This is a genomic window from Flavobacterium gelatinilyticum, from assembly GCF_027111295.1.
Taxonomy (GTDB): domain Bacteria; phylum Bacteroidota; class Bacteroidia; order Flavobacteriales; family Flavobacteriaceae; genus Flavobacterium; species Flavobacterium gelatinilyticum.
Genome location: NZ_CP114287.1, coordinates 1235141 through 1247500 on the forward strand (window position 1 = coordinate 1235141; position 12360 = coordinate 1247500).

General features: G+C 36.3%; 10 protein-coding genes. 3 read left to right on the top strand and 7 right to left on the bottom strand.

The window, feature by feature from the left end; translation table 11 throughout:
* Positions 1 to 25 precede the first annotated feature (25 nt).
* From OZP11_RS05185 to glyA, 4 genes are all read right to left on the bottom strand, one after another.
* A complete protein-coding gene (locus tag OZP11_RS05185) occupies positions 26 to 523 on the bottom strand; it encodes a GNAT family N-acetyltransferase (protein ID WP_281234164.1) in 498 nt (165 codons plus the stop codon).
* Between the two features lie 2 nt (positions 524 to 525).
* Positions 526 to 1566 carry a GMP reductase gene (locus OZP11_RS05190; protein WP_281234165.1) on the bottom strand — a complete coding sequence of 347 codons (1041 nt, stop codon included), beginning with the start codon at positions 1564 to 1566 and terminating at the stop codon, positions 526 to 528.
* A 305-nt stretch (positions 1567 to 1871) separates the two neighbouring features.
* On the bottom strand, positions 1872 to 2465 hold the full coding sequence (locus OZP11_RS05195) for a MiaE family protein (protein WP_281234166.1): 594 nt from the start codon (positions 2463 to 2465) through the stop codon (positions 1872 to 1874).
* A 123-nt stretch (positions 2466 to 2588) separates the two neighbouring features.
* A complete protein-coding gene (gene glyA / locus OZP11_RS05200) occupies positions 2589 to 3863 on the bottom strand; it encodes a serine hydroxymethyltransferase (RefSeq protein ID WP_281234167.1) in 1275 nt (424 codons plus the stop codon).
* Between the two features lie 109 nt (positions 3864 to 3972).
* Between glyA and fahA the strand changes: the two genes are divergently transcribed.
* Entirely contained in the window at positions 3973 to 5259 is a 1287-nt protein-coding gene (gene fahA, locus OZP11_RS05205) for a fumarylacetoacetase (RefSeq protein ID WP_281234168.1), read from the top strand.
* A 92-nt stretch (positions 5260 to 5351) separates the two neighbouring features.
* Here fahA and OZP11_RS05210 read toward each other — a convergent pair whose 3' ends face one another.
* Both OZP11_RS05210 and OZP11_RS05215 read right to left on the bottom strand, forming a co-directional pair.
* Entirely contained in the window at positions 5352 to 6536 is a 1185-nt protein-coding gene (locus OZP11_RS05210; protein ID WP_281234169.1) for an endonuclease/exonuclease/phosphatase family protein, read from the bottom strand.
* Positions 6537 to 6743: 207 nt separating this feature from the next.
* Entirely contained in the window at positions 6744 to 7784 is a 1041-nt protein-coding gene (locus OZP11_RS05215) for an agmatine deiminase family protein (protein ID WP_281234170.1), read from the bottom strand.
* A 304-nt stretch (positions 7785 to 8088) separates the two neighbouring features.
* On the opposite strand from OZP11_RS05215, the gene OZP11_RS05220 reads away from it, so the two are divergent.
* Entirely contained in the window at positions 8089 to 9615 is a 1527-nt protein-coding gene (locus OZP11_RS05220; protein ID WP_281234171.1) for a choice-of-anchor I family protein, read from the top strand.
* A 201-nt stretch (positions 9616 to 9816) separates the two neighbouring features.
* The gene (locus tag OZP11_RS05225) at positions 9817 to 11076 is read left to right on the top strand and encodes an OmpA family protein (RefSeq protein WP_281234172.1); all 1260 of its coding nucleotides are present in this window, start codon (positions 9817 to 9819) and stop codon (positions 11074 to 11076) included.
* 113 nt (positions 11077 to 11189) lie between these two features.
* Here the strand turns inward: OZP11_RS05225 and OZP11_RS05230 are convergent, their stop codons facing one another.
* Positions 11190 to 12080, bottom strand: coding sequence for a carbon-nitrogen hydrolase (locus OZP11_RS05230; protein WP_281234173.1), 891 nt, complete (start codon positions 12078 to 12080; stop codon positions 11190 to 11192).
* Positions 12081 to 12360: the final 280 nt, after the last annotated feature.

The window sequence follows — 12360 nt, forward strand, 5'->3', positions numbered from 1 at the left end:
CAAGATTGCGGGAAAAAAATAATTTTCAAATCTCCTTTCCCATCACATAATCTTCCATCAAATAACCGTTTCCAATTTCTATATCAACCGTTTCTTTAATTTCGAAACCTAGTTTTTTATAGAAATTCAAAGCGGTATTAAAACGGTTTACGTTTAATAAAAGTTCCTTTGAATGATTTTCTGAAGCCATTTTTTCAATTTCTTCAAAAACTATTTTGCCGTAACCTTTTCCCTGTGTTTCCGGCAGAAGATAAATTTTATGAATCTTGGTTACAGCTTCATTTTTATAATTGTGTTCAATTCCGATGAAGCCAATTGTGGAATTGGTATCTGAAATCAAATAAAACAATTGCTCTTTATTCTCAATTTGCTTTAAAAGCGCTTCCTTAGAATAAATCATCTCCAGCATATAATTTAATTGTGCTGCAGTTAAAATTTCGCCATATGTTACAGGCCATGTAGTGTGTGCAATCTCCTGAATTTTTTCAATATCTTCAATTGATACTATGGTAATCTTAATCATATTTATATTGTAAAAACCTGATTTTCCTGTTCGCTTACGCGAATGAAAGTGGTTCGTTTAGTAAGTTCTTTTAATCTTGGTGCTCCAACATAGGTGCAGGTACTTCTTATACCGCCTAAAATATCTAAAACAGTATGAATTACCTCTCCCTTAAACGGCACTTGCACTGTTTTTCCTTCACTTGCCCTGTATTCTGCAACACCGCCGGCATGTTTGTCCATTGCTGTTTTTGAGCTCATTCCGTAAAATTGTTTAAATTTTCTGCCTTCAACTTCTATCAATTCACCGCCGCTTTCGGTATGTCCAGCCAGCATGCCTCCTAACATTACAAAATCGGCTCCCGCTCCAAAGGCTTTGGCTACATCACCTGGAGTTGTACAGCCTCCGTCGCTAATAATAAGCCCTCCTAAACCGTGGGCTGCATCGGCACATTCTATAATAGCCGATAATTGCGGATAACCTACACCTGTTTTCACTCGTGTGGTACAAACAGATCCCGGCCCAATGCCTACTTTTACAATATCGGCTCCTGCTAATAACAATTCTTCGGTCATTTCTCCTGTAACAACGTTTCCGGCAATAATGATTTTATCAGGATATTGTTTGCGGGTTTTCTTTAAAAACTGAACAAAATGCTCAGAATAACCATTGGCAACATCTATGCAAATAAATTTCAGTAATGGATTTGCAGTAATTATATGTCCGATTTTCTCAAAATCTTCTTTTCCGGTTCCAGTGCTTACGGCAATATAATCGTAGAAATCAGGTGATGCGTTTTTTAAAAAACGATTCCATTCTTCTATAGTGTAATGTTTATGAATGGCGGTAAATAATTTTTCTTCTGCTAAAACTTTTGCCATTTCAAATGTTCCCACAGTGTCCATATTAGCAGCCATGATTGGAATTCCGGTCCAGTCGGCAGTGCTGTGCAAAAATTTAAAATTCCGTTCTAGCGAGACTTCTGATCTGCTTTTCAGCATTGATCTTTTGGGCTTAAACATTACGTCTTTAAACCCTAATTTTAAGTCCATTTCTATTCTCATAGTTCGAGATTTTGGTTACTCTCAAATATAAGAAATTTTAGATTTTTGATTTCAGATTTTAGATTAACAAAACCTTGAACTTTTGAACAATTTGAACACTGATTATACGGATTCGCTTTCGCGAAAACGCAGATTGAAACAGATTTTTATTTTTGAAATTCCGCAGAGATTCGCAAAAGGTTTCGCAAAGATTCACAAAATTTAGTTGCTAAAATGCGTTTCGACTTCGCTCAACGTAACAAACTTGAAACTTTAAACATGAAACAAAACAAAACAAAACAAAACAAACAAAACAAACAAAAAATTTACCCGTGTATCGTCTCGCTTTTCCCGTAGTTCGTAATAATCGATTCTTCAAATTCAAGCCATTCTCTCCAGCGTTTTTCAACATCTATTCCTGTTCCGTATTTGCGGGCGTAGGTGATAAATGTGGTATAATGTCCTGCTTCGCTTTCCATTAATTCTCTGTAGAAAACAGCCAGTTCTTCATCTTTTATATTTTCAGAAAGTACTTTAAAACGTTCGCAGCTTCTGGCTTCGATCATAGCCGAGAATAACAATCTTTCTACCAAACCTGAAACACGGCTTCCATCTCCGCTTCTTTTCATATATTGATATAGTTCGTTTACGTATTCATCTTTACGCTCACGTCCCAGTTTTAATCCTCTTTTGATAATGATATTATGAACCTGCTCAAAATGATCGATTTCTTCTTTGGCTAAAGCCAGTAAATCTTTCACTAAATCCTGATGTTCAGAATTATTCGTGATAATGGTAATCGCATTTGTTGCCGCTTTTTGCTCGCACCACGCGTGATCTGTTAAGATTTCTTCAATGTTTTTCTCAACAATATTTACCCATCTTGGGTCGGTTGGCAGTTGTAGTCTTAGTACGCCCATTTTTTCAAAGTCTTAAAGTTTAAAAGTCTAAAGTCATAAAGTCAAAATGGAAAGTCATAAAAACAAAAATCGAAAGCCAAAAAAGACTTTTGACTTTCGACCTTATGACTTTCAGACTAATTTTTAGTAAGCAAAAATTGGTCTTTCGCTCATTAATTCGTTTACTTCTTCAGCAACTTCTTCGATAACGTCTTCATTTGTATGATCTGTTAGTACTTTATCGATCAAAGCTACGATAGTTTCCATATCTTTTTCAACTAAACCACGAGTTGTGATTGCAGCTGTTCCAACACGAATTCCAGAAGTAATAAATGGTGATTTATCATCAAAAGGAACCATGTTTTTGTTTACTGTAATTTCAGCTTTAACTAATGCATTTTCAGCTTCTTTACCAGAGATATTTTTATTTCTTAAGTCAATAAGCATCATGTGGTTGTCTGTTCCGCCAGAGATAATATTGTATCCTCTTTTTACGAAAGCATCAGCCATTGCATTTGCATTTTTTTGTAATTGCATTGCGTAAGTAAAGAACTCATCTTTAAGAGCTTCACCAAATGCAACTGCTTTAGCAGCGATAATGTGCATTAAAGGTCCTCCTTGGTTTCCAGGGAAAACAGCTAAGTCTAATAATGAAGACATCATTCTGATTTCTCCTTTTGGAGTTGTTAATCCCTGCGGATTTGGAAAATCTTTCCCCATCAAAATAAGACCGCCGCGTGGTCCTCTTAATGTTTTATGTGTTGTTGTAGAAACGATGTGGCAATGCGGAATTGGATCGCTTAATAATCCTTTTGCAATAAGACCAGCCGGGTGAGAAATATCAGCAAATAAGATCGCTCCAACGCTGTCAGCAATTTGTCTGAAACGAGCAAAATCCATATCACGAGAATAAGCCGAAGCTCCTGCAATGATTAATTTTGGCTGTTCTTTTGTCGCAATTTCCTGAATTTTATCATAATCTAAACGACCGGTTTCAGCATCTACTCCGTAAAAAACCGGACGGTATAAACGACCTGAGAAGTTTACAGGCGACCCGTGTGTTAAGTGTCCTCCGTGAGATAAATCGAAACCTAAAATAGTATCGCCAGGATTTAAACAAGCATGGTAAACTGCTGTGTTTGCCTGAGATCCTGAGTGAGGCTGTACGTTTGCATATTCAGCACCAAACAATTCTTTTGCTCTGTCAATGGCGATCTGCTCAATAACGTCAACTACTTCGCAGCCTCCGTAATATCTTTTGCCTGGATAACCTTCAGCATATTTATTAGTTAATACAGATCCTGCAGCCTGCATTACCTCATCACTTACGAAGTTTTCTGAAGCAATAAGCTCTAATCCGTGAATTTGTCTTTCTTTTTCCTCTTGAATAAGATCAAAAATTTGTTCGTCGCGTTGCATTTTTTCGTTTTTCGTTAATTTCCTGCAAAAATACAAAAAAACGTTTGTCAAACTGCTAGATTATGATATATTTGACAAGTAATTTTTCAACAAATAATTAACATCTAACATGCCAATAACCGCCAACGATACCAGTAGAAAATCATGGTTGGAAGTACCAGAGCACAGTGACTTCCCGATTCAGAATATTCCTTTTGGTGTATTTCTGACTAAAGAAAATGTCGTTACCGTAGGAACACGAATTGGCGATTTTGCCATAGATTTAGGGGCTTTACAGCAATTAAACTATTTTGAAGGAATAGATTTAACTGATGATATGTTTATACAGGACACGCTTAATGATTTTATTTCTGACGGAAAAAAAACATGGCGTCTGGTCCGAAACCGCATCGCTGATATTTTCGATGAAAATAATCCACAGCTTAGAGATTCAACAAAAGACCGCGATATTGTTATTTTTAACATTGATGATGTAGAAATGCAGTTACCGGTTCTTATTGGTGACTATACCGACTTTTATTCAAGCCGTGAACATGCTACGAATGTAGGTAAAATGTTCCGCGATCCAGAGAATGCTTTACTGCCAAACTGGCTGCACATTCCGGTTGGATACCACGGAAGAAGTTCGACAATTGTACCGTCCGGAATTCCGGTTCACAGACCAATGGGACAAACTTTACCGGCAGGAGAAAAATACCCTGTTTTTGGCCCTTCCCGATTAGTTGATTTTGAATTGGAAACCGCTTTTATTACAACCGATGTAAACGTAATGGGCGAAAACATTTCAACTTACGAAGCCGAAGATTACATCTTTGGAATGGTTTTACTAAATGACTGGAGCGCACGTGATATCCAGAAATGGGAATATGTACCGCTTGGACCATTCTTAGCTAAAAACTTTGCTACCTCAATCTCTCCGTGGATTGTAACCATGGATGCCCTTGAGCCATTTAGAACAAAAGGTCCAAAACAAGATCCTACACCGCTGCCATATTTACAAACGAAAGGAAAGAAAGCTTTTGATATTAATCTTGAAGTTTCATTGAAACCTGAAAATCAGGAAGAAGAAACGGTTATTTCTAGATCAAATTTCAAATATTTATACTGGTCTATGAGCCAGCAGCTGGCACATCATACTTCAAACGGATGCCGAGTAAATTCGGGCGATATGATGGGATCAGGAACTATTTCAGGCCCTACTCCGGATAGTTTTGGTTCTATGCTGGAATTAACCTGGGGAGGAAAAAATCCGCTGAAGTTAAAGGACGGAAGTGAGCGTAAATTTATTGAAGATAATGATACTGTTATTATTCGTGGTTTTTGTGAAAATGCCGAAGTACGAATTGGTTTTGGAGAAGTTGCCAGCCAGCTTTTACCTCCATTTATCAGACAATGAAGAGCAGATAAATCTGAAAAGATATAGAAACAAAAAAACCTTGGTTATCACCAAGGTTTTTTTGTTTCTATATTAAATCTCACAAATTTGAATTATTCCAAAACCACTTTCACCCAAACCAAACGATGATCTGAACTTGATTCACGTTTTTCAACTAATTCTGACATGGGTTCATCTTTTGCAGGCCAGAATACACCACTGCTTACGACCTTAAAACCAAGTCTGGAAGGCAATACATAATCAGCACGCATTCTCCAAAAAGCAGTATGATTAATTCCAAAAGGATTTTCCGGACTATATGCAGCACCGCCTTTACTGGCAGGAGTAAAATCGTTATTAATTTTCGGATGGTCTATTAAAGACTTAATACCTTCTCTGATAGCATTTCCTTCAACTGGTGAGGCGTTTTGATCACCCAATATAACAAATTCAGAATTTGCAGGCAAACCGCCTTTTACACCTTTATCATCATAAATGTACGAAGCCAAATCATCTGAAATATAATCTTTCCAGAATCTGATTTCATCATGATTTCTTTTCCCATTGCGATCTTCAGCACCATCAAAAGTAGGAGGAGTTGGATGACTGGCTAAAATATGAACTGTTTTTTTGCCAATTTGCACAGGAACATCCCAATGAGATTTGGATGATAATGGAAATTGTGCCCACGCTAATTTGCTATACCAGTCTGATCCATCGGACTTTTTAGTAAGCAATGCCCCAGGCATATCTTTCCATTTAAAATTTTGAAAAGTACGAACCGACTTACTATCAATAGGATATTTTGACAAAAGCACCATCGCATATTGACCCGGATACATACCAAATCCCCAGGCATCATTTCCAAAATCTTCCAATTTTCCGTCATTGTTCAAATCGAAAAGACTTGGCTGCCCCGTATTTACAGTTGAGTAATAATAGTAAGGATAATCAATAGCATCTGCTCCGTCTTGTCCTACTTTCAAATAATTTTTAATAAAAGCTTTTACGCCAAGTTTAGGATTTTCAATATAATCAAACTCGTTTAGCAGAATAACATCCGGCCTTACGGTCTGAATAATCTTCGCGATATTTTTGATTTGAGCATTATTTCCTGAATTAAGTTCATTGATCAATATCTGCTCTGAATTTCCCTTTGTTCCTCGTGGAGAATAATTATCAGATTCCATACTTACATTATAGGTAGCAAATGTAAGTTCATTTTTTTCCTGTGAATCAGACTGTGAAAAAAGAACTCCGGAAGAAAGCACGGAAAGGATAAAAAATAGTTTATTCATATAAAAATTAAATCTGCATTTCTGCATTGTTGAGCATACGAATTTAAGAAGGTTGTCCGGACACAAGACAAATCTATCTGTTAAATATATGACAAAAAAAGCTGCCAATAAAAATGACAGCTCAATCAGTACTTAAAAACCTTTATATCAAATAATTACACCAGATATTAAGATTAAAGTGATTTTTTAAAATCTGTGTTTATACTTTTAAGCAGGAATCTGCTGGCTTAAACAATGCAATGTTCCAAAGCCCCAGATAAAATCGATACAGCTTATTCCTATTACTTCGCGATCAGGGAAACATTCTGCTAAAATATTTAAAGCAACACGATCATTGCTGTCGTTGAATGTTGGCACTAAAACGCAATTATTCAGAATTAAGAAATTAGCGTAACTTGCCGGCAAACGCAATTCCTCAAAATCTACACGTTTTGGCATTGGCAAAGCTACAATTACCGGAGATTTTCCGTTTTCCAGTTTTGCGTTCTGCAGACGTTTCAAATTATCCTGCAACGGTTTGTAGTTCGAATCGTTTTTATCTGTTTCAACAATTGTTACGATAGTATCTTCATTTACAAATCGGCATAAATCGTCGATGTGACCGTGAGTATCGTCGCCTTCTATTCCGTCTCCTAACCAGATTACATTTGTAACTCCAAGATATTCTTTAAAAACAGCTTCATAATCTTCTTTAGTAAAACCCGGATTACGAACCTGAATCGACGGATGCATTAAACATTCTTCTGAAGTTAATAAGGTCCCTTTTCCGTTTACATCAATTGCTCCTCCTTCTACAATTACCGGTTTCCCTTTGTACATTACCTGCGTAAGCGGCACATCGATAAAATCAGCTACTTTTCCCGGAACAAATTTATCCAGCTGATAATTTTTATATTTTGCCCAGCCGTTGAAATTGAAATTCAAAGCTTCTCTTTTTGAACCGTTTTTTACAATAATTGGTCCTGAATCGCGCATCCAGCTTCTGTTGGTTTTATGGATGATAAAAGAAACGTTATCCAGATTAACTCTTGCTCTTTCAAGCATATCCGTAACTTTTTCTTTTAGTTTTTCATCGGCTGCAACCAAGAAAACAGTTTCAAAAGCCGCTACTTTTTTTATAAACTCTACAAAAGCCCATTGAACAGCTTCGTATTTTCCCGGCCAGTCGTTACCATTATGCGGAAAACACAATACAATTCCTTGCTGCTTTTCCCATTCTGCTGGAAATCTTCTATTATTTGTTGACATAAAGAGGTTCTAATTTTAAGAATGTACAAAGATAAGCATTCGTAAGGATTATGAAAATCCTGAAATCATATTGAATACAAACTTTATCATAACTTCTATTTTTGCATCAGCCGGAAACGAAATTATTGAAAAAGCAGATTCGAGTACCAGCTTCTTTCTAAAAGCGACATCACAAATAATTCCTTTTTAAATTAACAATATCATTGAAATATCTTATAAAATTTAAGTTAAAGATTATATAATAAAAGCTTAATATTCGACACAAATCCTGCAGCTATTTTTGGCGAAACTAAAAAACTAACAAATGAAGAAATTAAGCATTTCATTATTAGCTGCTTTATTGATTATGGCAAGCTGTAATAACGATGACAATTCAAAAAACGAAGAACAGCAGCCGGAAGTTGTTGTAAATGAAGATCCGGGAACTTTTAAAGAAATCAGTTCTATCAAAATTGGCGGTGAAGCTGCCGCAGAAATCTCGACTTACTGCGAAAAAACAAAAAGATTATTTACAGTAAACAACAGCGGTGTAAACCAAATCGATGTTATTGATATTTCAGATCCGACAAAACCTTTAAATATTGGAAAAATTGATTTAACAACTTATGAAGGTGCTGCTAATAGTGTTTCTGTTTTTGATGGAAAACTGGCCGTAGCTTTAGAATCTGCTTCAAACAAACAGGCTAACGGAAAAGTGGTAATCTTTAATACAAATGATTACAGCTTAGTAAAACAAGTTACCGTTGGAGCATTGCCGGATATGGTTACGTATTCTCCTGACGGAAAATATATTATGACAGCTAATGAAGGAGAACCAAATACAGATTATTCATTAGATCCAAACGGAACCATTTCGATAATTGAAACAAGCACTTATACGGTTACCACTTTAGATTTCAGTTCATTTGCAAGTCAGGCTGAAACATTAAAAAAGGATGGTTTCAGAGTTTCAAAATTTGCTAAAAGCTTTGCTCAGGATATTGAACCGGAATACATTACTATTTCTGATGATTCAAAAACTGCCTGGGTAACACTTCAGGAAAATAACGGGGTTGCAAAAGTAGACTTAACTTCTAAAACAATTACAGCTATTTACCCTTTAGGTTTAAAAGATTACAACACGGCAGAAAATGCTATTGACGTAAGTGATAAGGATGATAAAGTTGCGTTTAATCCGTGGAAAGTAAAAGGATTGTATATGCCGGATGCTATCAGTCATTTTACAGTAAACAATACACCTTATTTTGTTACGGCTAACGAAGGTGACGCAAGAGAATATGAGGTGTATTCTGATGTTAAGCGTATGAAAGACATGAAACTTGATCCGACTGTTTTTCCTAATGCTGCAGACTTAAAGTTAGAAACAAATCTGGGAAGACTAAATCTTGTTACTGATATGGGAGACTTTGACGGCGACGGAGATTTGGACGAAATGGTTAGTTTTGGAGGAAGATCTTTCTCGATCTGGAACGGTAACACCGGAAAAATTGTTTATGACAGCAAAAATGATGTCGACAAAAAAACGAATGAGCTAGGAACGTACGATGATAAAAGAAGCGATGATAAAGGTTCTGAACCGGAAGCTGTCGTGGCAGCAAAAATGGGAAATCAGAACATTTTGTTTGTTGGCCTTGAAAGATCAGATGCTTTTATGGTTTATGATGCTACAAATCCGGTTTCTCCTAAGTACCTGCAAACGGTTAAAACAGGAGATGCTCCAGAAGGAATTTTGTTTATTCCGGCTTCAAAAAGTCCAAATAAAAGGAGCTTATTAGTAGTAAGCAGCGAAGGCGATGGAACCGTAAAAATATACCAGCCAAACTTAAAATAATACCCAAAACCAAACACCAGAAGAGGGCAAAATGTAAATTTTGCCCTTTTTTTATGTCAAAATTTGATTTTTAAACAACAGATTTACAGAATTATAGACAAAAGTGTGGAAATTATGTAAACGGATATGCAGCACATACCCAAAACACGGGGTCTACTTTTGTAAAAGTTTAAATAAAAACCGAATTAAATTTTTGATATCATGAAAAAGAAATTAGCATCCGTATCCCTTTTACTATTAGCACTTTCAGCAGGTGCTCAAAATATGGCTACTACAGCAGCAAAACCTACAGTTGATCAACCTGAATATAATAAATGGTCTATCGAATTAAATGGCGGGGTTAACAAACCTACAAGAGCCATGACTCCGGGCTATGCTACTGAGTCTTTAAATTTCTTTCACGCAGATTTAGGTGCAAGATATATGTTCAATCCAAAATTTGGTGTAAAACTGGATGTTGGATACGATCAGTTTAAAGAGAAAAAAGATACTCCGGATTTTGAAAGCCGTTATGTAAGAGCGAGTTTACAAGGGGTTATTAACGTTGGACGTGCTTTAAACTTTGAAACCTGGACGAATACAATTGGTATTTTGGCTCATGGTGGTTTTGGGGTTTCGCAAATTAGCACTGAAACCGGTTTTGGAGGCCAGGATTATATGGCTCACGGAATCGCCGGTATTACTGGACAAGTTAAATTAAGCAACAGAGTAGCTTTGACGGGTGACCTTACAGGAATCATTAACGGAAGACAAAACTGGAATTTTGACGGAATGGGTAATACAGCTGCAGGTTCTTTTGATGGTATTTTATTAAATGCTTCTGTTGGTCTTACTTTCTACTTAGGTAAACACGACAAACATGCTGACTGGGTTGGCGAAGAAGACAGAATTGGTGAATTGGAAAAAAGAGTGGATTTAATCGAAACGGGGCTTATCGATTCAGACAAAGATGGTGTTGCTGATTTATACGATTTAGAACCAAACACTATTGCCGGAGTTGCAGTTAACACAAAAGGACAGTCTATTGATCAGAATCAAAATGGTGTGCCGGATGAGTTAGAAAGCTATTTAGATAAAACATACGAAAAGAAAGGCAACGGAGCTGCAAATAACACTGTTGAAGAATTAATTAACGGTGGTTATGTAAATGTTTATTTCGACTTTAATTCGTCTAAACCTACTAACGCTTCTTTATCTGGTGTTGATTTCTTAGTGAAATATCTGAAAAACAATCCGGGTAAATCTGCTGACATTATTGGTTATGCTGATGAAATTGGAAATACAAACTACAACACTGAGTTGTCAAGAAAAAGAGCTGAGGCTGTGAAAAAAGTAGCAATTAATGCGGGAATTGATGCATCGAGACTAAATGTTATTGCTAACGGAGAAGATACTTCGGTTAACAAAAATTCTAAAGAGGCACGTCAAATCGTGAGAAGAGTTACATTCCAGGTGAAGTAATCCCTATATTAAAAAAACATCCCGTTTCAATAATTTTGAAACGGGATGTTTTGTATAAAAGAAGGACAAAATGAAATCATTTTGTCCTTTTTTATTTTTAATAAATTCTTTAATTACTTACCGATTGCTCTTTTTGTAATATCCTCAAAAGCATCAATTCTTCTGTCTCTGAAGAACGGCCAGTTTTGACGTACATTTTCCTGTAAATCCAAATCAACCTCGGCAATTAGGATTTCTTCTTTATCGTGCGAAGCCTGAGCCAGAATTTCTCCCTGCGGACCAGCGATGAAAGAAGCTCCCCAAAACTGAATTCCATCTGTTCCGTCTATGTATTGCTCAAGACCAATTCGGTTTGCTGCAGCAACGAAAACTCCGTTTGCAACTGCATGGCCTTTCATTACGTTCATCCACGCACCGTATTGGTTTTCTCCGTATTGTTCTTTTTCTTTTGGATGCCATCCAATTGCTGTTGGGTAGAATAAAACCTCAGCACCTTTTAAAGCTGTAATACGCGCTGCTTCCGGATACCACTGATCCCAGCAGATTAAAGTTCCAACTGTTCCTTTTTTGGTTTCTATTGCCTGGAAACCTAAATCGCCTGGTGTAAAATAGAATTTTTCATAGAAATGCGGATCGTCCGGAATGTGCATTTTACGGTATAAACCGGCTTCTGTTCCATCTGTATCGATGATGTAAGCACTGTTGTGATAAATTCCTGCCATTCTTTTTTCGAAGAAAGGAACAATGATCACAACTCCTAATTCTTTGGCCAATTCGCTGAATGCAATAAATGAAGTACTGTAAAGCGGTTCTGCTAATGCAAAATTATCTACATCTTCGCTTTGGCAGAAATAATGACTGCTATATAATTCAGGAAGTAAAATAACTTCTGCTCCCTGACTGGCAGCGTCTCTTACCCAGCTGATACATTTTTTAAGGTTATTCTCGGCAACGTCATTCAGATTTAGCTGAATAACAGATATTTTATACTTTCTTTTCGACATGACATAAAATTTAGAGTGCAAAAATAGTAAATTTTAAAGGAATGCCAAATTAGGTTTTCTAACCGTCAAAGTATTTACAATTTCCCATTTTCTGATTGATGTTCTAAATCTTCCTTACTAACAGCATTACCGTTGTTTATTTCAACTTCTTCTCTTTCTTTAATCTTACTTTTATTTTTCTCTGCTGATTAGAATGCCTGAAATTGTAAATGCTGTAATTCTTTATCCAGATTTTCTTTTATCTGCATTCTATCTTCCTCCACAAAACTCATTATTTTTT